The sequence below is a fragment of the Cohnella sp. 56 genome, from assembly GCF_037963805.1.
Taxonomy (GTDB): Bacteria; Bacillota; Bacilli; order Paenibacillales; family Paenibacillaceae; genus Cohnella.
Genome location: NZ_JAZDQE010000021.1, coordinates 73,980 through 100,969, shown reverse-complemented (window position 1 = coordinate 100,969; position 26,990 = coordinate 73,980). Strand labels below are relative to the sequence as shown.

General features: G+C 58.0%; 14 protein-coding genes. 2 read left to right on the top strand and 12 right to left on the bottom strand.

Annotated elements, in window-relative coordinates; genetic code table 11:
* A partial coding sequence (locus tag VQ071_RS26210; RefSeq protein WP_340517408.1) for an integrase core domain-containing protein occupies positions 1-242 on the top strand: 242 nt, incomplete at its 5' end.
* 247 nt (positions 243-489) lie between these two features.
* Here the strand turns inward: VQ071_RS26210 and VQ071_RS26205 are convergent.
* The 5 genes from VQ071_RS26205 to VQ071_RS26185 all read right to left on the bottom strand — a co-directional run bounded on the left by VQ071_RS26205 (position 490) and on the right by VQ071_RS26185 (position 7,941).
* Entirely contained in the window at positions 490-2,790 is a 2,301-nt protein-coding gene (locus VQ071_RS26205; protein ID WP_340517406.1) for a helix-turn-helix domain-containing protein, read from the bottom strand.
* 14 nt (positions 2,791-2,804) lie between these two features.
* The gene (locus VQ071_RS26200) at positions 2,805-4,379 is read right to left on the bottom strand and encodes an extracellular solute-binding protein (protein WP_340517404.1); all 1,575 of its coding nucleotides are present in this window, start codon (positions 4,377-4,379) and stop codon (positions 2,805-2,807) included.
* A 104-nt stretch (positions 4,380-4,483) separates the two neighbouring features.
* Complete coding sequence (locus tag VQ071_RS26195) at positions 4,484-6,091, bottom strand: extracellular solute-binding protein (RefSeq protein WP_340517402.1); 1,608 nt, start codon at positions 6,089-6,091, stop codon at positions 4,484-4,486.
* Positions 6,092-6,146: 55 nt separating this feature from the next.
* Positions 6,147-6,998, bottom strand: a complete 852-nt coding sequence (locus VQ071_RS26190; RefSeq protein WP_340517400.1) for a carbohydrate ABC transporter permease — start codon at positions 6,996-6,998, stop codon at positions 6,147-6,149.
* Positions 6,999-7,032: 34 nt separating this feature from the next.
* A complete protein-coding gene (locus tag VQ071_RS26185) occupies positions 7,033-7,941 on the bottom strand; it encodes an ABC transporter permease (RefSeq protein ID WP_340517398.1) in 909 nt (302 codons plus the stop codon).
* A gap of 261 nt (positions 7,942-8,202) precedes the next feature.
* On the opposite strand from VQ071_RS26185, the gene VQ071_RS26180 reads away from it, so the two are divergent.
* Positions 8,203-9,807, top strand: a complete 1,605-nt coding sequence (locus tag VQ071_RS26180) for a fibronectin type III domain-containing protein (RefSeq protein WP_340517397.1) — start codon at positions 8,203-8,205, stop codon at positions 9,805-9,807.
* 336 nt (positions 9,808-10,143) lie between these two features.
* On the opposite strand, the gene VQ071_RS26175 is transcribed toward VQ071_RS26180, so the two are convergent.
* The 7 genes from VQ071_RS26175 to VQ071_RS26145 all read right to left on the bottom strand — a co-directional run bounded on the left by VQ071_RS26175 (position 10,144) and on the right by VQ071_RS26145 (position 26,980).
* Positions 10,144-11,811 carry a DUF4091 domain-containing protein gene (locus tag VQ071_RS26175; protein WP_340517395.1) on the bottom strand — a complete coding sequence of 556 codons (1,668 nt, stop codon included), beginning with the start codon at positions 11,809-11,811 and terminating at the stop codon, positions 10,144-10,146.
* A 247-nt stretch (positions 11,812-12,058) separates the two neighbouring features.
* Positions 12,059-13,657 carry an ABC transporter substrate-binding protein gene (locus tag VQ071_RS26170; protein ID WP_340517393.1) on the bottom strand — a complete coding sequence of 533 codons (1,599 nt, stop codon included), beginning with the start codon at positions 13,655-13,657 and terminating at the stop codon, positions 12,059-12,061.
* Positions 13,658-13,776: 119 nt separating this feature from the next.
* Positions 13,777-14,706 (bottom strand): carbohydrate ABC transporter permease, encoded by a 930-nt coding sequence (locus tag VQ071_RS26165; protein WP_340517392.1) that lies wholly within the window; start codon positions 14,704-14,706, stop codon positions 13,777-13,779.
* A 38-nt stretch (positions 14,707-14,744) separates the two neighbouring features.
* Positions 14,745-15,752 (bottom strand): ABC transporter permease, encoded by a 1,008-nt coding sequence (locus VQ071_RS26160; protein ID WP_340517390.1) that lies wholly within the window; start codon positions 15,750-15,752, stop codon positions 14,745-14,747.
* A 562-nt stretch (positions 15,753-16,314) separates the two neighbouring features.
* Positions 16,315-18,180 carry an S-layer homology domain-containing protein gene (locus VQ071_RS26155; protein WP_340517388.1) on the bottom strand — a complete coding sequence of 622 codons (1,866 nt, stop codon included), beginning with the start codon at positions 18,178-18,180 and terminating at the stop codon, positions 16,315-16,317.
* 654 nt (positions 18,181-18,834) lie between these two features.
* Positions 18,835-25,149, bottom strand: a complete 6,315-nt coding sequence (locus VQ071_RS26150; RefSeq protein WP_340517386.1) for an Ig-like domain-containing protein — start codon at positions 25,147-25,149, stop codon at positions 18,835-18,837.
* Positions 25,150-25,294: 145 nt separating this feature from the next.
* The gene (locus tag VQ071_RS26145) at positions 25,295-26,980 is read right to left on the bottom strand and encodes a response regulator transcription factor (RefSeq protein WP_340517384.1); all 1,686 of its coding nucleotides are present in this window, start codon (positions 26,978-26,980) and stop codon (positions 25,295-25,297) included.
* Between the last annotated feature and the right edge of the window lie 10 nt (positions 26,981-26,990).

The window sequence follows — 26,990 nt, the reverse complement described above, 5'->3', positions numbered from 1 at the left end:
TCCCGCCACGAACGCCGAATATGAATGCCTACATTGAATCGTTTCACAGCATACTTGAGCTGAAGCTGTTTCGCATTCACGAATTCACGACGCTCGAGGAAGCTTATGAAGCACTCGACCGATTCATCGACTTTTACAACAACCGCAAGATGCACGGCAGCTTAAAGTACATGCCGCCAACAGCATTTTCGGCGTGGGTCAAGACGTTGGAAGATGCTTCGGCTTTCTACCGAACAGTGTAATCCCACGAAATAATGAGCTATGGTGTGAGATTGGTATCATTGTGGGGCATGACTCCAATTTTAGGGGGCCTAGCCGTATTTGCAGGCATTGCATCAGGTACCGTTGATCGGCACAAAAAACATGTATAAATGCAGGTTTTGGCGCCGCCGGCAAACTACCGTAATGCCCCGCCGCGCACGCCGCAATCACGCCTCCCTGTCCAAGAATCGCCGCCACCCGGGTCAGGAGGGAACGACATGAACCCGATTATTCGCCCGAAGATTTACTTTTCAAGATCAGCTGATTGCGATAATCGCTCGGCACGACGCCGACCTGGCTTTTGAACACGCGGATGAAGGTCGAGCGGCTGGGGTAGCCGACCCGCCGGCCCACCTCCTGGACATTGATTTCCGTATCGGCCAGCAGCTCCTTGGCCTTTTCGATTCTGGCTTCGCTCAGCAGCTGGAGAAAGGTTTTGTTGATTTGCTTTTTCAGCAGCTGCCCAAGGTAAGACGGATTCATGCCGAACCGCTCCGCCGTATTTTCCAGCGTGATTTGCTCCTGGTAAAAATAAAGCTGAATGTACTGGACGACCGAGGTAATAAAAGAAGCTTTGACACTGTTCGTTTTGGAGGAAAGATGCTCGATCAGCTTCTCGCAATTTTGGATGAGCAGCTGCCGGCTTTCCACGATCGTTTGATTCGCGTCGATTAACGACAGAAAAGACTGCTCCTGCGAGAAGACGATTTTGCGGTCGATGTTCAGGTCGTATATGATTTTCTCCAGATCGAACAGCAAGGAATGGAAAATAAAGTGGACCAGGTTCAGGTTCGTCTGCCGCAGCTGTCCCAGCCATTCGCACAGCCGGTCGACCGCCTGCCGCATCTCCCCCGCTTTCCGTTCCTTCACCGCCGCTATGATATCTTCTTTAAACTTCACCCACTCGTCCATCTGCAGGGGCATCTGCTCCATTATATTCAAGTCCTGGAACTTGATCACGCTGCCCTTCCCCCTGTATATCCGGTGAAGAACGGAGGTGCACGATTCCTTGTAGGAAATATATATTTTGCGGTCGGAATCGTAGCGCTTGCCGATGCCGACGGTCCAGCTGTATTTCAGGTAGCTTTGCAAATTGTGCTGGATGTCCGCAACGGCCTTCGGCAGCTCGGTCCCCGTCTCCTCGTGATCGTCCGACAGCAGAACCGCAAACGAACGATCGTCAACGAGCGCGACCTCATAGTCGTAACCGCAGTGCTGGACGGTTTCTTGTACGATATTGATGGCCGCGAACAGGATGAGCCCGATGTCATGCTCGTCGAGCGCCTCCGTGTCGTCCAACTGCCATTGGCATACCTGATAATGACGCCGATCGCGCTTGATATTTAGCGCAAACAGGCCGGAATCGGGCCATCTGTTATGCTTGAGCAAATCCAGCAGCATCCGGTTTTTGATCATGCTGCGGTTGTCCTCAAGCACCTTTCCGTACAGCTCCGTATCGCTCACGAGCCGCTGAACGGCCTCATACAGCGTATCGCCGGGCGGCTCCGCGCTGGCTTCCCCGGACAGCGACCGCTTCCAGCGCGACAGCACCGCCTCGAACGGCTTAAAAAACTTGCGGGACAAATAAAGCGAGACGAGCAGTCCGAACATCAGCACGACGACCGTTAATATCAATGTCATCTGGCTGATGAATTTCATCGGAGAGAACAGCCATGACTTTGGAATGACGACCAGATAAGTCCAGTTGTTGTAGTTGGAGGAAATCTTGGAGATCACATAATGAGGGTCCGCCGATTTGCCGTGCGTAATCTGGTCGAGCAGCGCGTCCGGCAGGGTCATATTTTTACTGACATGAAAAATGGATTCGCCGTTCTGATCCAATATCATCATAGTCAGCGGATAATCGCTATGAAATTGCTGAAAACGCTGCTGCATGTATTCGAGGCGCACATTAAAAAACAAAGTCGCATCGTTGACGAGACCGTCGTTGGAAATATGACTGTGAAAGGTAATCACGTCTTTTTCGACGGGGTAACCGCTGACTTGAAAAATATTCGTTTTTCTTTTGCCGCTCCAGCGATCGCTGGCCGATTCCCCCACCACCGATTCGATAAACGCGCGATCCGCAAATTGCTTAACATCCACTACGGCATCGTCCGTAACGATTTTTTCCGTCTGATGCACATACAGAGAAATGCTCGTCAAATTCGCGAATATTTTTTCCTCGTTGCGAATGACGTCATATATTTTTTTAAGAAACAGCTGATAATCCTCTTCGCTGCCGAACAGCCCGTTTTTCTCGAGAAATATAAACCGCTTCAAATTGACATCCTCGGACAGCTTGATCGAGGACCGGTCTATTTCCTGCAAGAAGCCGTCCTGATTGGTTTGCACTTGGGACAGCAGAGACAGGTTCATCTCGGTGATCTGCGTTTTCAGCTTTTCCGTGTAGGTCAAATAAAGCGGTATGATCAGCAAGATGATGATCGTTAAAATCAGGATGGAAAAATAAAGCGGCAAACGGCTGCGTATCATCTGTTTTACGAAAACGAGTCTCCCTTTTTGCATACGCCCGACCACCATTAACCGGCTGCGGCCTTGGATTGCTTGATCGCGTCGCTCATCTCGCGCATCGCATCCTGGCCCCCGGACTCTTCCCATTTTTTCACAAAGGTATCAAAGCCGCGATCGACATCAAGCTCTCCCATAACGATGCGATTGAAGTAGTCCTGATACAGTTCGTCGGAGTTGCTCTTGAAGGAGATCCACTTCGGTGTGGCGATATTGTACGACGCGGGGGCGATCAGATAACGGTTCACCCGCTCCAGGTTTTCCTTCACGATGTCCGAGAAGCCCGGTCGTGTCAAATCCCGGAACTGCAAATACGACGCAGCCGTCAGCGGCGTCCAGCTGACGATGCCCCAGTTCAATTCGTGCTGCACGCCCGGCTGCTGGCCGAAGCCGATATCTTTTTTGCGCTCCTCGAGATTTAAGGCGATGCTGCCGTTTTGCTGCGTAAAGTGGGTGTCCGGAATGCCGTACGTGGTGAGCGCCTGCCCTTCCTCCGAGAGCAAAAAGTCGAACAGCTCGGCCGCGGCGCGCGGATTTTTGGCCTGATTCGTAATGACCGTATATCCCCAAAATCCCGAACCCGCACTGTACCCTCTGTCGCCGTCCGGTCCGGCCAAGGCGGAGATTTCCATCATTTCGGCCTGGGGACTTGTCCGCTTGAGCTGCTCCTGCTTCTTGATCAGCTCGTCAAAGTTCATATTGTCGAACAGGACGCCCACCTTGCCTTCAATGAACTTGGGCCTGACCTGTACGTTCGTATTGGCCGACAGCGTGTCCGGCTGAATCAGCTTGCTCTGGTAGAGGTCCCGCACGTAGCGGAGCGCTTCCTTGACCTGCGGCTGAATCGCCCAATATTCGTAGCGGTCCCCGACCTTCAGGAACCCCGTACTCCGCGCATCGGATGGAATTCCCCAAGCCCCGACCAGATTTCTGACGATCGAATACAAGCCGTTGGAGATCAGGCCGTACGTGTCGTCCAATCCGTTGCGGTCCGGATCCTGCGTTTTGAACGCAATCAACACCTGCTTGAACTGTTCCAGCGTCTCCGGCACCTTCAGATGAAGCTGCTCCAGCCAATCCTTGCGGAGGGCGATAATGTATTGGCCGGGACTGTTCTGGGGGAATTCGTCCTTTAAAGGCAGCCCGTAAAATTGTCCGTCGATTTTTAAATCCTGGTACACGGGGTCGGCGAACAGCTTCTGCAGATGCGGAAGTCCCGCCAGCAATTCGTTCGTAAAGGGGATCAGCTTGCCTTCTCTCACCCATTTGTTGAAGCGTCCTGTCTTCTCGCTGTCTACGATGGTGATGACATCGGGGTATTCGCCGGAAGCCATCATCACATCGAACTGGGTGTCGTCCCAATATCCCGAATGAAGCTGAAGCCGGGTGTCCGTCCGGCGTTCGATCTCGGCCAGCACGCGATCCGGGTGACTGTCATAATCTTGTCTGTCGAAGCTGTAAATGCTGATTTGTCTTGCGTTCCCGATGGCGGATTTGGTTAATTCCTCATTGGACGACCATAAGGCGCACCCTGGCAGAAGCAACATGCCTGTGAGTACAATGCAAGTCGCGGCCGTGTTCTTCAAGGCGGCATCCCCCATCGCTTGATATCGTGGAACTTAGGTGCAATTATAGCACGCTCAGCAGGGGAAGAAGCCCACTTCTTCCCCTGCCCGCCCAGATTATAGCGTCATTCTCCCTTGCTCCGCTTGATCGTGTCGCTCATCGACTGCATGGCCTGCTCTCCGCCCGCTTTTTTCCATTGCCGCACGAATTCGTCGAAGCCTTTATCGATATCGACTTTGCCGACGACCGCCTTGTTGAAAAATTCGTTCTGAAGGGTTTTGCCCGTTCCCATAAACTTGGACCACGCTTCATCCATCGCGTTGAACGATGCCGGCTCGATCAAGTGCTGATTGACGCGATCCAGATTCTCCCGCACGATCGTCCCGTATTCGGGAACTGTCGTCTCCGAGGCTTTAATGTAGAAGTCGCTGACCATCGGCGACCAGCGCACGATGCCCCAATTCATCTCGTAGAACTGTCCGGAGGAATTTTCGTTGAAGCCCGGATCTTTCTTTTTCTCCTCCAGGTTCCATTGGAACTTGCCGTCCTGCGTCGTGTAGTGAACGCCTTCGATGCCGACCAGACTTAACTGCATGCCTTCGTCGGACAGCAGGTAATCGATCAGCCGCGCGGCTGCCATCGGGTCCTTGGCTTGGCTCGAGATGGCCGTGTACGCCCAATGCCCGTTGCCTGTCGTATAGCCGTAGGGGCCGTCGTTGCCTTGAAGCGCGCCGATCTCAATGACTTGACCGTCCGGAACGTTGCGTCCGAGGTCTTTGTTGCGGTTGACCAGCTGATCGAAGTTCATATTCTCGACAGTGACGCCGATATGACCTTCCGCGAACACCGGCCGCGTCTTCACAATATTCGTCTGCGTCAGCGTATCGGGATGAATCAGCTTGTTGTCGTACAGTTTCTTGACCCACTTCAGCGTCTCCTTGACCTCGGGCTGAACGGCCCAATATTCGTAATGGTCGCCGACCTTCAGGAAGCCGGTGCTCCGTTCGTCGTGCGGCAGTCCCCAGAAGCCGACGCTGTAGGACACGAGCTTGTCCAAGCCGTTCGTGATCAGGCCGTACGTATCGTCCTTGTGATTGCCGTCCGGATCTTCGGTCTTGAACTTCATCAGGGTGTCGAAAAACGCGTCCGTCGTCGTCGGAACCGGCAGGCTTAAGCGGTCGAGCCAGTCCTTGCGGATCTGGAACACGAATTGCCCTGCGGAGCCCAGCGGCGGCTCATCCCGCATCGGGACCAAATAATATTTGCCGTCCACCTTCAGGTCGGCAAACTCGGGCTGCGTGAGCAGGCTTTTCAGATTGGGGAGCTGGGCCAGCATGTCATCCGTAATCGGAGCCAGGACGCCCTGCTTGATCCATTGCCCGGTCCGGTTAAACTCATCGTTGTCGATGCCGGTGATGATGTCTTTGTAGTTGCCGGAGGCGGACATAATATCGAGCTGCTGCGGGTCCCACGGCACCGCCGGCTGGATGTCCAGCTTCGTATTGGTTTTCTTCTCGATCTCCCGGATCACCCGATCGTCTTTATAATCGGTTCTGTCATAGGCAAAGACGGAGACCGGGACGGGTTCTGCGGACGCCTCAACAACCGGGGTTGGGCTCGCCTCCGTGCCCGACTGGGCGGGTGCCGTGTTGTTTTTTTTGCCGGCGCAAGCGGCGAGCATGCCGATCAGGATGACCGCCACCATGACAATCGACCACCTTTTAAAACGCATGAAAAATCCTCCTCTGTTTTTTTATATTACAACCGTCATGATGAATCCCGATGGTCTACGACTTCACGGCGCCCAGCACCATGCCTTTGACGAAAAACTTCTGGATGAAGGGCGAGATGAGCACGATCGGGATGACCATGACGACGATAATCGCGGAAGTAAGCGACATTGGAATAAGACCCGGCAATTGAACCTGCATCTGAGTGTCCACGCGACGAATGAGCTGGCGCAGCAGCACCATCATCGGATATTTGTCCGGACTGACAATGATGCCCGACCAGAAAAACTCGTTCCAGTGAAAGACGCCGTAAAACAGCGTCATAACCGCCAAAATCGGTTTGGACAATGGAAATACGATGCGGCGGAATACGGTCATCTCCTTCGCGCCGTCTATATATGCCGCCTCCTCAAGCTCGATCGGCAGCCCCGCGAAGTAGTTTTTCATCAAAATGATATAGAAGGAGTTGCACAAGAAGGGCACAATCAGCCCCCATACACTTCCCGTAAGATGCAGACTTTTAATGACCATATACAGCGGGATGATGCCGCCTCCGAACAACAGCGGAATAATCACCATCCAGTTCAACAGCCGATGCAGCCGCAGCTCGCTCTTGGTGAGCACGTATGAGCCCGCAGCGGTGACCAGCACGTTCAACACGGTTCCGACAACCGTCACGAAGATGGATATTTTAATCGCCTTCTGCAGACGCTCGTCGCTGAAAATCAGCTTGTAGTATTCAAGCGAAAAACCGTCGGGCAGCAAATGATAGGCTTTGGTCGCATAATTCTCGTTGGGCATGACCGACAGGGTCAGCACATAATAGAATGGAAACAAAAGCAGGATGATGACGACCGCCAGACTGGCCACGATACCCGCCTGCATATACCAAGGACTGCGATTGTTCATGGTCTTCCCCCTTATGCGTATCTGCGCGCCGCCATCAGAATAGTCCGGCGGAGCCGAGCTTCTTGGCGATTTTGTTGACCGCGAGCAGCAGAGTGAGACCTACAATGCCCTGGAACAGCCCGGCAGCCGCCGCAAAGCTGAAGTTGCCTTGCTCGATCCCCATCCGATAGACGAACGTATCCAAAATGTCCGCGGAATCGTAGACGATCGGCGAATACATGGCGAAAATTTGTTCGAAGCCCGCAAACATCAGGTAGCCGACGCGCAAAATGAGCAGCACCACTACCGTGTTCATGATGCCCGGGAGGGTAATATGCAGCGCCTGCTTCCACCTGCCCGCGCCATCTACCTGGGCGGCCTCGTACAAGCTCGGATCGATAGCCGAGAGCGCGGCCAGATAGATGACGCATTCCCAGCCGGCGCCCCGGATAATGTCCGAGACGAATACGATCCCCAGAAACCAATGGCTGTCGGCCATAAATCCGATCGGTTCCCGGCCGGCGGTCGCCATAATTCCGTTCACCAGTCCGGAAGCGTTCAGCAAATTCTCGATGATGCCGGCAAAAACGACCCAGGATAAAAAATAAGGAATAAACATGACGTTCTGAAACAGTCCCTTAAACCACCGGACTCTGAGCTCGTTCAGCAGCAGGGCGAGAATGATCGGGAACGGGAATCCGAACACAATCTTCCCGAGACTGATGATTAGCGTGTTCTCCAATGCCCGCACAAAAAAGATGTTGCCGAACACTTGCTTGAAGTTGTCCAAGCCTGCCCACGGGCTGCCGAATACGCCCTGGATAAACGAGTAGTCCTTGAAGGCGATCGTGATGCCGTACATCGGCGTGTAAACGAAAAGGATAAAAAACAAAGTCATCGGGAGTACCAGCAAATAAAGCTGATAATGCCTTTTCAGATCTTTTCCGAGCGTGAGCTGTTTCAAAATAGGGTTGCGCCCTCCTTGATCGATCAATTTTGTGTGCCTGGGATTGCCTAAATTATAGATAGGCCCGTTTTGGGCGGTAAAGAAACAGATCTGTCGATGTGTTTCAAATCTGTTGCTCGGGACTTTTCATTTCCGTAGACATCAGATATGCGACAGATCAATAAAATTGAGGCTGTACGTCCTGCATGCCGGGAACTAGCATATGGGGTGAGGAACCGGGCCCGGTTTCAATCCATTGAGCGATAGGGAGGCTATTTGATGAAGAAGGCTTGTTCGGTCATGATCGCAGGCGCGATGTTGTTTTCCGTTGCGCTGGCATTATTTGCGACGCCGTCTCGGACAAATGCGACAACGCCCGTTTTTTTTGAGGATTTTAATGGAAGCGCTCTAGACAACTCCAAATGGCTGGTGGCCAAGCGGCAGTGGGGTGGCGCCAACGCCAACGGCGGGGTCGTACCGGAAAACGTTCGCGTATCGAACGGCAAACTGATTCTCGAGGCGCACGGCGACCAGTATACCGGTTCCGTTAAAGGGATCAACAAGGACGGCACGACGAGGGCAGACGGGAAAAGAGTCGGCGCCGCCGTCGCCACCAAAAATTATTACGGGTCGGGCAGCTACGAATTTTCCATGAAGGTCGCGCCGAAGCTTGGCGTCTGCTCGGCCGTATGGACGTTCCACTATCAGGAGGTGGGGCCGGGCGATCCGCAATACAAAGGAAACGGGGATTATTATGCGGTCAATCACGAGATCGATATCGAGATTCCCGGCAGGCCCGGCGCAGCGCATACCAATATGGATTTTAACAAGGCGCTGTTCAATACGTGGCAGGGCGAGAACGAAGGGGAGTATACGACGGGTTATACGAGCCTCGGAAAATATGTAAATGACGGGCAGTTCCATACGTACCGGTTCGAGTGGCATACGGGCGGCAACGGACAAGCGAAGCGGGTCGACTTTTATCTCGACGGCGTCTTCCTGCGGTCGGTCACGACGACGGTGCCGGATATCGCCGGACGGCTGTGGCTCGGCGCCTGGTTCCCGAACGGCTGGACCGGGACGCCCAGCTTCGATACGGACACCTTCGAAGTCGACTGGGTGAAGATCACGCCGTTCGACGAGCCCGGCGACCGCTACCTCGCCGAGACTTATCCGAACGAAGGCTGGGCCAGCCCCGTCATGACGGATACGCAAGCGCCGACCGCGCCGTCCAATCTGTCCGCGCCGTCCAGAACGTCCAGCAGCGTCCAGTTAAGCTGGACGGCAGCGACAGACAATGTAGGCGTGACGGCTTATGAGGTTTACAGGAACGGCACCTTGAATCAGACGGTGACCTCCACTTCGGCAACCGTCGGCGGACTGACGGCGTCCACGGCTTACAGCTTCTATGTGAAGGCCAGAGATGCGGCAGGGAATGTGTCCGCGGCAAGCTCCACTCTTAACGTGACGACATCCGCCTCCGGGGGCGGGAGCGGGGGGACGAACCTCGTGACGAACGGCGACTTCTCGGGGGCGGGCGGCTGGACCAATCTGTCCCAGAGCGGCGCCAGCGCAGTTATTGCGGGCGGCAGCATGAATCTCAAACCTACCAGCAGCGCCACCGCCGAGGTCGAGCAGTATGTCAACGTAACGCCCGGCAAGGCGTACACACTGTCCGCGCGGATGTGGAATTCCGGCAGCGGCACCTGGGGGTACTTGCGGGTATACGATAACGGCGTGCTCAAGGAGGCCGGCTATAACGGCACAGCGGCGCAGACGAGATCGGTCACCTTTACCGCTGCCTCGAATCAAGTCCGAGTGGTGCTGCATGCCTACAAGCAGCAAACCGGAACCTTCTGCTTCGATGATGTAACCTTGAGCTAAGCAATGAGGCTGTCCCGATATTATTTGGGACAGCCTCATTTGCTTCTGCTCGCCCTGTGCGGATGGCGCAGCGAGTGGCTGGGGCAGCGAGTGGCTGGGGCAGCGAGTGGCTGGGGCAGCGGTTCAGCCTCGCAACCTGCAAATATACATCTTTTTTTGCACCTGGCTGGCTTTTTGGAGCAAATGCCTGCATATGCGCAGCTTTTTCCGCCCGAACCGGGCATCGGGGTGTGCCGCAAGTACAAAAGCCTGCCGATTTGCATCTTTACCTGTGCGGCAGCCGGGATTCGCAGCAAAGCCTGCAGAATCGCAGGCATTTGCCCCGCGCTCCCTCCTCTAGTCCAGATAGGTTTTAATCGCCGAGTTGATTCGCTGTCTGCATTGTACGATCCAGCCTTCGTCCCGAGGATACGTCGCGAACGTCAGCGGCGTCTCCAGCCCCGCCTCCAATATGGCAATGGCCGTATCGCGGCCGGCCAGCGACTCCAGCAAGCAGAGCGCCCGCAGATCCTGGAAGCCCTCGTGCAGCACCTCGAGCCGGATGGACGCCAGCGGATGGCCGTCCGCGCCCGGGTACACAAGAAAAGCGTCCCCGGCAGGGAAGCCGTAATCGGCGTCGGTCGATTTAAACGGATCGACTTCCTTCCGCGAGAATTGCGAATACCAGAAGTTGTACCCCCAGTGCAAAAACCCGTTTACCGCATACTTGTAAAGCTGCATCCCGATGATTCGGTTGCGCGCGGACGGCATGCAGAAAAATCGGTTGGACACCTGCTTGTATTGATCGCAGCAATAATAAGTCCAGCGTTCCCCCTCCACAATCGGCAAAAAGTGCTCGGCGTGATCCGTTGGAGGTATCGGCGTATGGACGAGCCCGCTTGCATAAAAATCCGGCGCCGACAGCGCGTCAACAATCGGCAGCCCGCCTAAATGCTTGCGCAGCAGCGTGCTGGCGCTCTCATACGCCTCCAGATGCTCGAGCTTCGGTTCGTCCGACAGATGAAAATAACAGCGGTCCTGAATTCCATACGTATGAATAAACGCCACCAATTCCGGGAGCAGCCGACTCAGAAAACTTTTATACGGCTCCCCGGCGGCATCGGTCTCCCAACCGAATATTTTTGTCTCCGCTCCGTTGGTATAAGCCATCACCTTCGGGGCATGCTGCGCTCCCCACTGCGTGAACAGATGGGAAAACTCGAAGCAGCGAATCCCGTGCCGCAAACATAACGCGATCCACCTTTCCAGCAATCCGAAATCAAACCGGTAACTCCCCTCCTCTACCATCTCGACGCGGACAAGCTGGACGGTAGGACGCTCCAGTCCCGGGGCCGTATCCAGCGGCGGCGTGAACAGCGGGGTCAAGATCATGTTGGCGCCGTAGCGAACGTAGGCGCGGACATAATTGTCGATCAGCTCCCAATGCCGCTCGCTGAACACATCCGTCTTGTAATAAGTAGCCAAGCAGTCGGCATGGAACCATTCCGTATGCATGATTTGCTGCTCCGGAAGCGCGCACGGCAGCACTTCGAGCTCAAAATCCGCGGTCCCCAGCTCGTCGGACTGCGCATCGGCGAACACGACCCGGATCGGATAGACGCCCCGTGCGATCGTCGCGTCGAGATCGACGGATATCCAGACGCTCCGCCATTGGCCGGGGAGACAGGTCAGCCCATCCGCAGCGTCGATAGGGTACAGCGGATCGGGATATAGTCCCGGCGTGACGCGCAGCACATGCGCATCGTGGTCGGAGTAGTTCAGCATCTCGGCCGGAACGAGGCCGACTTGTCGAATCGAGATCCGAGGCGCCAGCTCGCTCTGCACACGAACGCCGACTTGCTTGAGCAATCGATCGGACCGGTATGCCGCCTGAAACGAATACGTCTCGTTCAGCAGCGCCGCAGCGCGAACATGGGGAAGCGCGGTGAGCGCGTCATCGGCGAAAACTTTGACAAGCGAATCGATGCAGCGGAGTTCGAATGGCGGCGGGGACGAATTTTGCAAGGAAGAACGCCTCCTTTTCTAAGCAGAATCAGAAGCAGCGCGCACATGCGGGCCGGCTCCTGATCTCAACCTTATCCATCGCCGGACGTCCGATAAAGTGCCGGATCTCTCGTTCCTTATCCGATGCCTGTTTACCCGTGTATCAATTTTGTCGATCCGTTTGAAAAACATATAAAAGACCCGCAGGAGGGTCACTTTTTTCAAAGTGTCCTTCCTGCGGGTCGGCGTTCAGTTGTTCAAGCTGCGGTTATTTGCCCAGAAACGCGTTCAGTTGCTTCTGCTTCTCGGCGATGATCGCGTCGAGGCCGTTGCTCTTGAGCTTCTTGTAGTACTCGTCGGCCTTGGACGGATCGATCGAGCCGGTATCGAGGCCCGGATCGTACTGCTTGCGGATGTTGCTCTCGACGGACACCTGCGACTTGACCGGCTCGGCATTGAACGTGAAGCCGAGCGCCGGCGAGTTGTGCGCGCCTTCGTTGAACGCTTTGAACTGCTCCCACTTGTCCGGCGCTTCCGTGTTCCAGACGTAGTTCAGGAATTGGCTGCCCAGCATCCAGTTGGCGCCGATGGCGTAGTTGCCGGTATTGTCGGTCGGCGTGATGATATCGCCGTTCTTCGTATAGTGATCGCCCTCGATGCCGAAGTTGATCAGGTTGTTCAGGTACTGGTCGGAGTGCAGCAGGTTGATGAGCATCATCGCGCGGGCCGGATCGCCCGACGTCGTGGAGATGCCGAGCATCGAGCCTGCCGTGTCGCTCGTGGCGACCGTCTTGGCTGTCATGGAGACCTGCGCCAGCTTGCCGGCCAGACCGGTGGAGTTCGCCGTCTCGGCGTCCTTGCCCGGCTTGAGCGAAGCGGTGATCATGAACACATTGCCCTTCTTGAGCGCATCGTTGCCGCTCAGCTGCGTGACCGCGGAGTCTTTGTTAATGTAGCCCTTCTTGAAGAAGTCGCGGGTGACGTTCAGCGTCTCCTTGTAGCGCGGCTCTTCGAAGCGAGGCTTGACAGTCGTCTCGTCGCCGTCCTTCAGGATGACGCCTTCGATCGTCGTATCGCCGAGATAGTCGTATTTGGCAAAGTAGTGTGCGTTGAAGTTGTCGCCGTCGCGGAGGAACAGCGGGATGAAGTCCGGCTTCTTGGCCTTGACTTCGGCCAGGATCGGGTCGAGATCGGCGATCGACTTGACGGCCATCAGCTTGTCGGTCAGGCCCAGCTCGTCGGCGATGTCCTTGCGGAAGATGATGCCGCCTTGCTCTGCGAGCTCCTTGTTCGTCGGCACGCCGTAGTTGAAGCCGTTGATCTTGGCGCCCTTGAGGAACGCTTCGGGCAGCGTGGACAGGATGTCCTGGCCGTATTGCTCGAGCAGGTTGCCGTACTTGCCGTTCGGATCGTTCAGCGGCAGGAAAGCGCCCTTGGCGACGTTCGTCGGATGTCCGTTCCAGCCTGCGGTGAAGATGATGTCCATCGGATCGCGGGAGGCGATCGCGAGGTTCATCTTGTTGTCCCATTGACCCCAATCGATGAGGTTGAGATCGAGCGTCGCGTTGATTTTTTCTTTGAGGTACTTGTTGATCTCGGCTTCGACCTTCGCCTCGTCCTTCGGCGGCGTGCCGGGGATGTACAGCGACAGCTTGTATTCCTTCAGATCGGATGCGGCGGACGACGGAGCCGCCGAGGCGCTCTCGGACGGAGCTGCGCTGGCGGAGCTCGACGGCTTCGCGGACGCGGTGGACGACGGCGACGAATCGGCGCCCTTGTTGTTGCTGTTGCTGCCGCAGCCTGCGAGCACGACGGAGAGCGCCGCGAGTGCGAGTGCGGATTTGCCGAGCTTGTTCTGAACTTGCATGGGTAATGCCTCCCTTTGAATAGTGAATATCGCTATATATGCGTGAACCGGCCGGTAACCGGATTCAGCCTGCCTGATCGTCCGGGCCGCCGCCTGGGGCGGCAAGCCCTGACATGGCGTCAGCCCTTGACGGCGCCGACGGTGAGACCTTGGATGAAGTACCGCTGGAAGAACGGATAGATGAAGATGATCGGCCCGATCCCGACGACGGCCATCGCCATCCGGGCGGTCTCGCTCGGCATCTGGAAGTTTGGATTCGCCTGCATGATCGCCGAGTACGCTTGCGAGTTGGAGCTTAGGTAGGCGATGTCGAGCAGCGTCTTGTACATGCGGAACTGGATGCTCATCGGTCCGTCCTGTCCGATGAACAGGAGGCTCAGGAACCAGTCGTTCCAGTAGTTCAGCGTACACAGCAGGCCGACCGAGGCGAGCACCGGCAGCGACAGCGGGAGCACGATCTGGAAGAAGGTGCGCAGCTCGCCCGCCCCGTCGATCTTGGCCGATTCGATGAGCGCCGGCGGGATCGAGTTACTGAAGAACGTGCGGATCAGGATGACGAAGAAGCCCTGGACGAACATTGGCAGCATGAGCACGAGCATCGTGTTCTGCAGGTGAAGCCCTTGCTTGTAGGTCAGATAGAACGGCACGAGCCCGCTGTTGAACAAGATCGTGAAGAAGACGATAAAGGAAAAGATGCTGCGGTGCTTGAAGTCGCGCCGCGAGATCGGATACGCGTATAGCGTCATGATCGAGAGTGCGACGATCGTGCCGACGACGGTGACGAAGATCGAGACGCCGTAGGAGTTCACGATCGGCTTCCAATCGTCCAGCAGGAACTTGTAGGCGCCCAGGCTGAACTGCTCGGGCCAGAGCTTGTAGCCGCCGACCGTCACCTTCTTCTCGTCCGAAAAGGAAACGGCGACGACGATGAGCAGCGGAATGACGCACAGTGCGCTGTAGATCCAGAACACGATATTGATGACGGCATTGGTGCCGGACGAGATTTCGTTCGCATTAAATTTTTTGCGTTTAAGCGCGGTGGTGGTCATAGGGGGTTCCTCCTTCGGGTGTCTTAAGCGGCGTCTGCCTAGAACAGGGCGTCATCCTTGCTGATTCGTCTGACGACCATGTTGGCGCCGAGTACGAGGACGAAGCCGACGAGCGCCTGGTAGAGGCCGGCCGCGGAGGACATCCCGATGTCGCCGGAGACGAGGAATCCCTGATACACATAGGTGTCGATGACGAGCGTCTTGTCGTACAGCGCGCCGGCATTGCGCGTGACCTGGAAGAACAGTCCGAAGTCCGCGTAGAAAATCCGGCCGATCTGCAGCAGCGTCATGATGGTGATGACCGGGCGGATGAGCGGGATCGTGATCGTCCAGATCTGCCGCCACTTCGTCGCGCCGTCCATATGAGCCGCCTCGTAATACTCGTTGTCGATGCCGACGATCGCCGCGAGGTAAATGACCGCGTAGTAGCCGATCCCTTTCCACGTATTGACGATCGGCAGCACGAGCGGCCACCACTTCGGATCCGAGTACCAGTCGACCGGCTGCGCGCCGAACCACGACAGGACGAACTTGTTCATGATGCCGATCTCCGGATTCAGGAAGGCGTAGACCAGATACGAGAGGATGATCCACGACATAAAGTATGGCAGAAATAGAATCGTCTGGTGCAGCTTGGATAAAAAGCGGTTGCGCATCACATTGAGCATGAGCGCCATCCCGACGCCGAAGATCAGGTTGAGCAGGATGAACACCGCATTGTACAAAATCGTGTTGCGCGTGATGTCCCAGGCGATGCTGTTGGCGAACAGATACTTGAAGTTGTCCCAGCCGACCCACGGGCTGTCCGCGAAGTTCTGGAAGAAGCTCGGCGACGCGTACGTCATCTGCTTGAACGCAATCAGCGCGCCGGCCATCGGAATATAGTTGTTGACGATCAGCACGATGAGGGCCGGTGCCATCATCAGGTAGAATACGCCGTACTTCTGCCAGTAGCCCTGGTTCAGCGTCTTGGCCTTGGCCTGCGCTTTCCCGGCCTTCAGCGCGCTCTTGTCCGCCGCCCGCGCGGCTTGGGGGGCCTGCTCCATCTCCATCACGTTCCTTTTGTCTCTTTTTGGTCTGTGATGTCATTGTACAGGGCAGGTGCACCCACCATCTATCTACTGGGATGACCGAGATAGCACAATTGTGACTTGCATACGATATTTTACCATTTGCGCATGCTGTCCATGGCCCCTCCCCTGCGTGCGAGGCAGAAATAAACGAATTCCTGCAAATTTACATCCTTTTTCCGTGCACGGTGCGCCTCGCGCGATAAAAGCTGCGAATTTGCAGGCTTTGGCCTCATTTCCATCGCAATCTCAGACTTCGCGGCCAAATAGATGCCGATTTGCATCTTTTGTCGCCTTCGCTGGTCGGGCGCGTTAAAAAGCTGTACGGATGCAGGCTTTATCAGCCGCCCCACTCTCTCCTGGCTCCCGCCGCATACCTCCGCGCTCCTCTTCTACTCTACTTGCCGCTTGCCGCACACGCTGACGTTCCGCGCCTGTGACGCTTAAGCACAAACGCCGTCTGCTTATAAAAAAGCAGAGCGCCCCAAGACGCTCTGCCTATCGAATATGACCCGGACCCCGCGGCTTGCGGAATCGGCTATTCGTTGATATATCCCGCCTTCACGAGCATTCTGCGCGCGATGGCCGCGGTCTCCGCACGGGTGATGCCTGCGCCCGGATTCAGCTTGCCGTCCGCGCCTTGGACCAGTCCCGCGCCGACGACGGACGCCGCGGCATCCTTCGCCCATGAGCCGATGCTGCCTGCGTCCGCGAATCTGGACAGCATGCGCTCGGTATCAACGCTGCTGCCGGTCTCCAGGCCGACCAGCTTCATCGCGCGTGCCAGCATCGTCATCGCTTCCTGTCTGGAGATCGAAGCTCCAGGCTTGAATGTGCCGTCGCTATAGCCGCCAGCGATGCCATAAGAAGCAGCGATCCGAACCGCATCTCCGTACCAGCTGCCTTCCGCTACATCCGCATAGGCGGCAGCCGTAGTCGTCCCCTTCGCTGCGTGCAGTCCCAGACCGCGCGTCAGGATCGAGACGAACTCGGCGCGCGTGACGCCGCGATTCGGCTCGAAGGTCGTCTCAGTCGCGCCGTTTACGACCAGCCTGGAGGCCAGATCGTTCACATCGTCGCGGCTCCAGTGTGCGGCTACGTCGGCGAACGTCTTGGGATGCCAGATGACCGAATATACACTGTTCGTCAGGCTGCGGATATTCGCGTAGTAGCGGCCGTCCTTTTTGACGATATTCGTAGGGACATGCGTCAGCGTTCCGTCCGCGTTCAGCACGACTCCCGTGGTGATCCTGGACGGATCAGCGTTCTCGGGCAGTGCGATGCTCCGTTCGACATAGCTGCTGAAGCGGTCGACCCGAACCGTTTTGTCGCCGTGGGTCGCTTCCACTTCAAAGCTCACCGGCTCAGCGACCTGAGAAGCGCCTGCGACCTTGGCCGCCTTCTCCGCAGCCGCAAGCGCGGCGTCGTCCGGTTCGGCGATGCGCACGCTGATGTCTATATCCTGCAGGGCGATGTCCTTGCCGATCTGCGCGGCAATATCATCGATGCGAACCTGCGAGGCGGGCAGCGTGTACCCGCCCTTGTCGGTCTCGATCTGCAGTACGGCTTCCTTGCGCTCCATCGCTTTGACGAGCTTGCCGTTCAGCTTGCTGACGATCGCGCCGGAGTCGTCTCCACGCGCATCGAGGAACAGCGTCTTCGTCTCGTTGCTCTCGATCCGCGACAGCACCGCTGCATTGTCTACGGCGACGGTAGCAACCGTGCGGCCGTTGACCTTATCCTTGGTGACGGTCGCCGATTTGGGCTGTACCTGCCCGTCGATATACACCTTAAGATCAGAAGCAGCAGGCTGGGCAGGGAAGTTCACGGCCAGCACACCCGCCTTGACTGTGACCGACAATGCATGCGGCTTGTCTCCCGCAAAGACGCCGTCCGTAAACGAGAGATTCTCGGCGCTCGCGGCATCGATGGACAACGTCTGATCGCCGGTCCGGTTCTTGGACTTCACTTCGATGACGAACAGCATCTGCTCGGACTTGATCGGATGCTCCGCTGCGCTTCCTGTAGTCGGATCGATCCAGGCCGCCCGCAGCCATCCGCCTTTGTTGTCGAATGCGGTCTGGATGCAGCCCTGCTCGTCCGTCAAGCATTTGTCTGCGTCCGCGTTGCCGTATTTAGGTGTCACCGACACGATCTCGAGCGCTTCCGGATCGAAGTCGATCTGCATGTTGTAGGATGCGATCGGTTTAGCGGTGCGGACAGATACGGGGATGACAACGGCGCTGCCGACTGCTGCGGAACCGTTGTCGATCGTCAGCCGGACGTCGGATGCCGCCGGCTCGGCCGCTGCCGCTCCGTACGTGCCGACTGGAACACCCAGCAGCAATATCAGCGCGATCAGCGCCGCCATACAAGCCATGGACGAACGATTGGTTATGCTCATGGTGAACCTCCGTTAAGTTAGAAATCGTACGATACAGCCCATCGCCTCTCGTAGTGAAGGCGATCGCCCGGAGCGCGCTACCGTTAGGCCCATCGCCTCTCGTAGTGGAGGCGATCGCCCGGAACGTGCCACCGTTAGGTCCATCGCCTCTCGTAGTGGAGGCGATCGCCCGGAGCGCGCTGCCGTTGAGCCCATCGCCTCTCGTAGTGAAGGCGATCGCCCGGAACGTGCCACCGTTAGGCCCATCGCCTCTCGTAGTGGAGGCGATCGCCCGGAACGTGCTGCCGTTGAGCCCATCGCCTCTCGTAGTGAAGGCGATCGCCCGGAACGTGCTGCCGTTGAGCCCATCGCCTCTCGTAGTGAAGGCGATCGCCCGGAGTGTGCTACCGTTAGGCCCATCGCCTCTCGTAGTGAAGGCGATCGCCCGGAGCGCGCTGCCTTTGGGCCCATCGCCTCTCGTAGTGAAGGCGATCGCCCGGAACGTGCTACCGTTAGGCCCATCGCCTCTCGTAGTGAAGGCGATCGCCCGGAGCGCGCTACCGTTAGGCCCATCGCCTCTCGTAGTGGAGGCGATCGCCCGGAGCGCGCTGCCGTTGGGCCCATCGCCTCTCGTAGTGGAGGCGATCGCCCTAAACGCTCCCGGTTGGTGTGAAATTAGTTCGTATGGGTACCGAAATAGTTCAGCGTGCCCTTCGGGAAGCTGTTCCACTGTCCCAGTTGGAACTTCGGCGAACCGCCGTACGTCTGCGGCTTGCGAATGATCGTGCCGCCGCTTGGCATGAACGGAGCATCTGTCGTCGCATTCGGGTTACCCAGCACGTCGATGACCTTGCCGCTGCTGTTCTTAAGAACAATCGCCGTCACGGAGAAGCTGTTCGGATTGTAAAGGTCCAGCTCATCGTTATAGTACCAAATGTTCATCTTGTCAAAGGCGTCATAGAAAATCGTATCAATGTAGATAAACGGCATATTTGGAACGATCTTTAGAATCGGCACGTTTGTGGTTTGGATCGTTTTCGTCGCCTTCATATACTTGTAGACGACGACGCTGTATCCTGTCGCATCCTGGGCGCCCGTATTGTAGAGCTCAAGTGCGATTCGTCCGTCTCCGGCGTCCAAATATTGCGAGAAATACGGACCCGGAATTTCCTCAATCGTCCTGAACGGCCAATCGGTCTTGGCACTAATCGCCGGACTGGCTGAACCGTCCCCGCTGACAAATGCGCCTGCGTCCATCTGTACGTAGTAATCCGTCAGATTGTTCAGCATATTCGGCTGGATCGTGACCGCAGCGCCGTTAACCGTAACTTTGGACGCATCGTTCGCGTTTATGCTTTGTACGAGTCCATCGTCCGATTTTCTGCGAATCGAGATAGTCTTGCCAGCCGCAGCCGTGACAGCCTTGTCGAACGTGATGCCCAGTGCGCCGCGCTTGTCCGTATCGGTCTCGCCTGCGGCCGGTGTACGGTTCGTGATCGCAAGCATGCGGGGCAGCGCGGTGATCGTCATCGCGTTCGAAGTAATCGTCTTGCCGCTGACCAGTCCCGACGGCACCACGGTCACGCTGAAGTCGGTTACGTCCGCGCTCATCGGCGTGCCGTCAAAGTCGAGACTCAGCATCAAGGAGCCGTCGTCGATTTTGTCCGCACTCAGGATGGTGACACCTGCAGGGGCATGATTCAATTGAATGTTCGCTGTATTGAAAAACATGACCGGCATGTTGTCGGCATCGAGCACCGGATCTCCGTTCGAATCCTTCTCGGTGTCGAATTGGAACTGGTCCCCCGTAATCGTGAGTATCAGAATCGCGCCGCCATCCTCGTTCATCTGCTTCTCGGAGAGGTCCGAGACATTTTGCACCTCGAATGTGCGAGAATCCGCCGCCGTGAATCGCCACGCGGACTTGCCGCTGATCCCGGCAAAGGCGTTGCCCGTCGTATCCGTCACCGCGCCCGCCTCTACGTCGACATAATAAGCCATCGCATCGGCCAGCTTCGCGTGTGCGACCAGGAGCGTCTTGCCGCTGACCGTCACATTCGCCGTATCGGCAGCATCGAACTCGGCGAACAGGCTGTCGTCAGCTGCGTTGCGGATCGCAATCCTTTTGCCGCTAACCGCCTTGATATTCTCGTTGAAAACAATCTTGATATCGTCCGTCTGGCTGACCCCTGTCCCTTGGTGGGCCGGCGTCAGCGTACTAATGACCGGTGCCGCCGTATCCGGCGTCGTGAATCTCCATACGCCTTGTTCGCCGGTGAAGCCCGAGAATTTATTGCCGGCCGCATCCCGGAAGGCAAAGCTCGAGATCTCGATGTAGTACTCTGTCTCGTCGGCAAGCCCCGGATTGCGAATCGTCGCCTGAGAGCCATTTACCGTAACCTTGGTCGTATCGTCAGCGGTATACGAAGCGATCAGAGCATTGTCCGTCGCCCGGAAGATCCGGATCGTGCCATTGCCCGTCAAGACCGGCTCGCTGAAATGAATAACGAAATCGTCGGTAAGGCTGACACCCGTCGCTTGCCGGACAGGGCTCAGCGTGACCGCCGTCGGCGGGAAAACGTCCGGCGTAGTGAAGCGCCAAGCCGTCTTGCCCGTTATACCGGCATATTCGTTACCCTCTGCGTCCGTGAAGGCGCCTTTGTCTACCGTGGCATAGTAAGCTGTATCGTCATCCATGTGCATGAAGGGCAGCGTGACGGTATTTCCATTAATATTCACGTTAACGGTGTCGTCCGCGTCGAACTTAAGGGCCTCCGTGTCATCGGATGCTTTGTAGATTGTAATATGCTTGCCGGCAGCGGCCTTCACCGGTTCGCTGAACTTCAGCGTCGCCTCAAAATCCTTGCTGTTCGTCACGGCGCCGTCGGCCGGCGTCTTCGTCGTCAGCGTAGGTGCGATCGTATCCGGAGTCCTGAACGACCACGCGCTCGAGCCGGCAATAGCCGGAGCTGCATTGCCTGCCAGGTCTTCAAAGGCGCCGGCAGGTACGTCCACATAGTAAGCGGCATTGTCGCTAAGTCCCGGATTGGCAATCGTAACCTTGCCGCCGCTGATCGTGACATGTGCCGTGTCGTCCGCCTGAATAACGGCCAGCGGCGTCGACGGCGAAGCAGCATTGTACACCTTGATGGCATGTCCTGCCACGGCTCTCACAGCTTCGTTGAAGGAAATCGTGAGATCGCTTGAAGCATTTACCCTTACGGTCTGATTCGCAGGCGCTACGCCCGAGATGACAGGCGCCGTCGTATCCGGCACGGTGAAGCTCCAGCCCGACGTCAAGCCAGCGAAGGCGTTGTCGGACAGGTCGGCGAAAGCGCCAGCCTCGATCCGTACCTCGTAACTCTCCGTCTCCGTCAGCTCCGGATGCTTGATCGACACGGTCGTACCGTTCACGACGACGTTCGCACTGTCCACGTCGTACGTCCAGAGCGGCGTCGTATCCCCCACACGATAGATCTGCACTTTTTTGCCCGTCACTGCCTTCACAGGCTCGTTGAACGTCAACACAAAGTCAACGCTCTCGCTCTTGGGCGCCTGCTGCGATCCTGCCGCAGGCGTCTTCGACACCAATACCGGCGCCGTCGTGTCCGGCGTCGTGAACGTCCATGTCGTGCTGCCTTGCGTGCCCGCGTAGGCATTGCCCGCCAGGTCGACGATCGCCGTCGGCTCGACTTCCACGTAGTACGCCGTCACGTCTTCGAGACCCGGATTTTTGATCGTCACCGTGTCGCCTGCGATCGTCACATGCGCCGTGTCATTCGCCGCGTAGGAGACGGCCTCGCTGCCGCCCGATACCTTGCGCAGCTTGATGCTGCCAGCACCTGCCTTGACTTTCTCCGTGAACGTCATGACGAAGTCCTTCGCCATATCGCCCTTGGCCACCGTTCCCGTCGGCGTCAGCGCATTCGTCGCCGCCAGCGCAGGCGGCGTCGTATCCGGCACGGTGAAGCTCCAGCCCGACGTCAAGCCAGCGAAGGCGTTGTCGGACAGGTCGGCGAACGCGCCAGCCTCGATCCGTACCTCGTAACTCTCCGTCTCCGTCAGCTCCGGATGCTTGATTGACACGGTCGTACCGTTCACGACGACGTTCGCACTGTCCGCATCGTATGCCCGGAGCGGCTCCGTATCCCCCACACGATAGATCTGCACCTTTTTGTCCGACACTGCCTTCACAGGCTCGTTGAACGTCAACACAAAGTCAACGCTCTCGCTCTTGGGCGCCTGCAACGATCCAGCCGCAGGCGTCTTCGACACCAATACCGGCGCCGTCGTGTCCGGCGTCGTGAACGTCCACGTCGTGCTGCCTTGCGTGCCGGCATACGCGTTGCCCGCCAGGTCGACGATCGCCGTCGGCTCGACTTCCACGTAGTACGCCGTCACGTCTTCGAGACCCGGATTTTTGATCGTCACCGTGTCGCCTGCGATCGTCACATGCGCCGTGTCGTTCGCCGCGTAGGAGACGGCCTCGCTGCCGCCCGACACCTTGCGCAGCTTGATGCTGCCTGTGCCCGCCTTGACTTTCTCCGTGAACGTCATGACGAAGTCCTTCGCCATATCGCCCTTGGCCACCGTTCCCATCGGCGTCAGCGCATTCGTCGCCGCCAGCGCAGGCGCCGTCGTATCCGGCACGGTGAAGCTCCAGCCCGATGTCAGACCCGCAAAATCGTTGTCGGACAGGTCGGCGAACGCGCCGGCCTCGATCCGTACCTCGTAACTCTCCGTCTCCGTCAGCTCCAGATGCTTGATCGATACGCTCGTACCGTTCACGACGACATTCGCACTGTCCGTGGCGTTGTACGTCAAGAACGGCGTCGTCTCCGCCCCGCGATAGATCCATACATACTTGTCCGACACTGCCTTCACCGGCTCGCTGAACGTCAACACAAAGTCAACGCCCGCGCTCTTCGGCGCCTGCTGCGATCCAGCCGCAGGCGTCTTCGACACCAGCACCGGCGCCGTCGTGTCCGGCGTCGTAAACGTCCATGTCGTGCTGCCCTGCGTGCCCGCGTAGGCATTGCCCGCCAGGTCGACGATCGCCGTCGGCTCGACTTCCACGTAGTACGCCGTCACGTCTTCGAGACCCGGATTTTTGATCGTCACCGTGTCGCCTGCGATCGTCACATGCGCCGTGTCGTTCGCCGCGTAGGAGACGGCCTCGCTGCCGCCCGACACCTTGCGCAGCTTGATGCTGCCAGCACCTGCCTTCACTTTCTCCGTGAACGTCATGACGAAGTCCTTCGCCATATCGCCCTTGGCCACCGTTCCCGTCGGCGTCAGCGCATTCGTCGCCGCCAGCGCAGGCGGCGTCGTATCCGGCACGGTGAAGCTCCAGCCCGACGTCAAGCCAGCGAAGGCGTTGTCGGACAGGTCGGCGAACGCGCCAGCCTCGATCCGTACCTCGTAACTCTCCGTCTCCGTCAGCTCCGGATGCTTGATCGACACGGTCGTACCGTTCACGACGACGTTCGCACTGTCCGCATCGTATGCCCGGAGCGGCTCCGTATCCCCCACACGATAGATCTGCACCTTTTTGCCCGTCACTGCCTTCACAGGCTCGTTGAACGTCAACACAAAGTCAACGCCCGCGCTCTTCGGCGCCTGCTGCGATCCAGCCGCAGGCGTCTTCGACAACAAGATCGGCGCCGTCGTGTCCGGCGTCGTGAACGTCCATGTCGTGCTGCCTTGCGTGCCGGCATACGCGTTGCCCGCCAGGTCGACGATCGCCGTCGGCTCGACCTCCACGTAGTACGCCGTCACGTCTTCGAGTCCCGGATTTTTGATCGTCACCGTGTCGCCTGCGATCGTCACATGCGCCGTGTCGTTCGCCGCGTAAGAGACGGCCTCGCTGCCGCCCGACACCTTGCGCAGCTTGATGCTGCCCGCGCCCGCCTTCACTTTCTCCGTGAACGTCATGACGAAGTCCTTCGCCATATCGCCCTTGGCCACCGTTCCCGTCGGCGTCAGCGCATTCGTCGCCGCCAGCGCAGGCGGCGTCGTATCCGGTATGGCCATATCCGTCGACACGATCACAGTCTCGCCGCGCGTCTTGCCCTCGGCGGCCACCGGCGTGATCTCCGCGAACAGGAAATAGCCGACGTCCTCGTCCTGAACGGCATAGGTCCGATTGGTTGCCCCGGCGATCGGCGCCTTATCCGAGCCATCGGCCGCTAGGCCCTTGTACCACTTGTACTCGCTGACACCTTCGGCATCCGCTTCGACGTCCCGATATGCGGAGGCGGCGGTCAGCGTAGCGCCCGTCTTGAGCGTGCCGGAGATCGCGGCCTCGGTCACGAACGGCGCGTCGTTCACTTCTTTGATGCTCACGATATAGGTGAAGGATTGCGGACCCGTCTTGCCGACATAATTGGCGAGCAGCGCCGTCGCGTCGGCGGACGTCACCTTGCCGTCGCGGTTGATGTCCAGCCGGTTGATTTCTTCGTCGCTGAGGGGAACTTTGCTGTTCACGACTTTGGTGATATAGAGGGCATCGGCGGAAGTGACCAACCCGTCTCCGGTCGTGTCGCCGATCTTGGTAATGAGGAATTGTACGCGATCGGTGGCGGATACCGAACCGTCGTCCGTCGCAGCCTTCAGGTCGATATTCGCCGTGCCTGCGCCGAGTACGGTGACCGCCAGCTTGCTGCCGACGATAGATACCGATACGGCCGTGCTGTCGGATGAAGCGGACAGCTTCATGCCGGGCTTGATCTGCCAGGACGTATGGTTGGCAAGGTCGATCGTCATCGTAGAACCGTTTATTTCAATGGGCGCACCGGAGGCGTTGTTGCCTGCATAGCCGGCGATCCATTTGACATCCAGATTTTTGACGGGGGCAGCCAGGATAGCCTCGCCGGCAGCATTCGCGGTGCCCGCCTGTGCCAGCGGCGCGACGCCGAGCAGCACGGTTAAGGTTAGAATCTGACTTTTGCGATGCCATGCAGGAAGCTTTCCGGTATTCTTGTTGTCCATGGGTCTTCTTCCCTTCGTCGAGTCGTTTAATGACGGATAATGACATTTATCGTCATAATACAACAAGGACTTTAGGGCTATGTAAAGTATATTTCAGTTACCGATCCGACCGGCTTGCTGCTGCTCTGCTCTGCGTTCGCCCGCTTCACATCGACTGATGCTTCTTCCGGTAATCCTGCGGCGTTACACCCGTCACCTTTTTGAACAGCTTCGCAAAATAAGAGAAATGCGTATAACCGAGTCCTTCGGCGATGTTGCTGATCTTGTCGTTGGTGCCCTCGAGCAGCCGCTTGGCGCGCTCGATCTTGGCCTGGGCAATGTAGTCGGTGAGCGACATGCCCGTCTCCTTGCGGAACAGGCGCGACAGATAAGCCGGATTGCGGTAGACAGCCCGGGCAATCTCGTCGCGTCCGAGCTCCTCGTCCAGATGATCCTGAACGTAGCTCTGGATCTTGGCGATGACGGCTGAGGCATCGCGCTGCCGTTCCTGAAGCGCCGCGGCGGTCCTGGCGAGCAGCCGCAGCGCCCAGGCGTTCATGGCCTCCGGCGACCGCAGCGCCTGACCCTCGGCAATGTCCTGCTGCGTCAGCAGCTCGCCGGCAGGCACGCCCCGCCGCAGGGTAGACTGATAGAGCATGTGTACATAGCCGTAGTAGAACAGCTCCAGGCTCTCGCGGCCGGCGCCCTCCTCCTTCATCCGTCGCAGCGCGTCCGCAATGGCCGTCTCCAGCTCGGCGAGCCCGCCTGCATCCAGCAGGATGCCCCACTCCATGAAAGGCGGCATCGTCTGGCCCGCGCCGGGACCGCCGGCGCCGAGACTCGCGGCATCGGCGCCGGGGCCGGCATCGATGACCGACGCCGGCTGCGTGACGTTGGCCCGCTCCAGGCGCGACAGCCGCTCCAGCTCGCCTGCCAGCGACGTCGGCGGCGTCGGCACCCCCACATAGCATGAGACTGTGCAATGAAAGTACTCGCGACATGCGCGGATATACGCGCGGCAGCGCTCGAGTACCGCTGCCCGGTCCTCGTCCGCACGATACAGCAGCAGCAGATTCTGCTGGCTGCGGTCCTGCAGCGCCGCGCCCGCCTCCGAAGGCCCGACGATGATCTCGGCTGCGGCTTTGCGCAGCGCATATTCCATAATGCTCTCGTCGCGCCCGTCGAGCTCCAGCTCCCAGCGCTCGATGCTCAGCATGACAGGCAGCACGCGATCGCCCGCGGCGAGCGGGATATCGTACAACGCGTACTCCCGCGCGAGACGCTCCGCCGATGACGGCAGCCTGCCAGCCAGCGCTTCCTGCCAGAATCGCTCCACGAGTATCGGGAGCTGGCTCGTCCATTGGCGGCGGTACGTCTCGATCGTCTCCTCGAACGTGAGCTGCGCCCGGCGCTCCTCGATCTCCGCCACGGCCCGCCGCACGATCTCCTTGAGTTCGTCATGATCCACCGGCTTCAGCACATATTCGAAGCAGCCGTGATGCATCGCTTCCTGGGCATACTCGAAGCGAGCGTGTCCGGTCAGGAAGATCGTCAGCGTGGACGGGCAGGCCTCCCGAATATACCGCAGCAGCTCCATGCCGTTCGCGCCCGGCATCTCGATATCCGAGATGACCAGATCGACCTTGTTCGCCTCCAGCTGCCGCCGCGCCTCCGGCACGCTCTCGGCCTCCAGTATTTGCGAGATCGGCAGATCGTCCCATTCGATGCCCTGCGTGATGCCCTTGAGCGCATAGATCTCGTCGTCGACGACCAGCATCGTCACCATCGCGCGTTCCTCCCCGTCGTTCAGCCGCCCGCGACCTGCGAGCCGCCCGTTATCAAGCCTGTTCATCAGTTCTTGC

Coding starts and splice junctions, on each gene's coding strand:
- VQ071_RS26190 (WP_340517400.1), bottom strand. CDS start 6,998: ATGAACAATCGCAGTCCTTGGTATATGCAGGCGGGTATCGTGGCCAGT.
- VQ071_RS26195 (WP_340517402.1), bottom strand. CDS start 6,091: ATGCGTTTTAAAAGGTGGTCGATTGTCATGGTGGCGGTCATCCTGATC.
- VQ071_RS26165 (WP_340517392.1), bottom strand. CDS start 14,706: ATGACCACCACCGCGCTTAAACGCAAAAAATTTAATGCGAACGAAATC.
- VQ071_RS26180 (WP_340517397.1), top strand. CDS start 8,203: ATGAAGAAGGCTTGTTCGGTCATGATCGCAGGCGCGATGTTGTTTTCC.
- VQ071_RS26160 (WP_340517390.1), bottom strand. CDS start 15,752: ATGGAGCAGGCCCCCCAAGCCGCGCGGGCGGCGGACAAGAGCGCGCTG.
- VQ071_RS26155 (WP_340517388.1), bottom strand. CDS start 18,180: ATGAGCATAACCAATCGTTCGTCCATGGCTTGTATGGCGGCGCTGATC.
- VQ071_RS26145 (WP_340517384.1), bottom strand. CDS start 26,980: ATGAACAGGCTTGATAACGGGCGGCTCGCAGGTCGCGGGCGGCTGAAC.
- VQ071_RS26170 (WP_340517393.1), bottom strand. CDS start 13,657: ATGCAAGTTCAGAACAAGCTCGGCAAATCCGCACTCGCACTCGCGGCG.
- VQ071_RS26205 (WP_340517406.1), bottom strand. CDS start 2,790: ATGCAAAAAGGGAGACTCGTTTTCGTAAAACAGATGATACGCAGCCGT.
- VQ071_RS26150 (WP_340517386.1), bottom strand. CDS start 25,149: ATGGACAACAAGAATACCGGAAAGCTTCCTGCATGGCATCGCAAAAGT.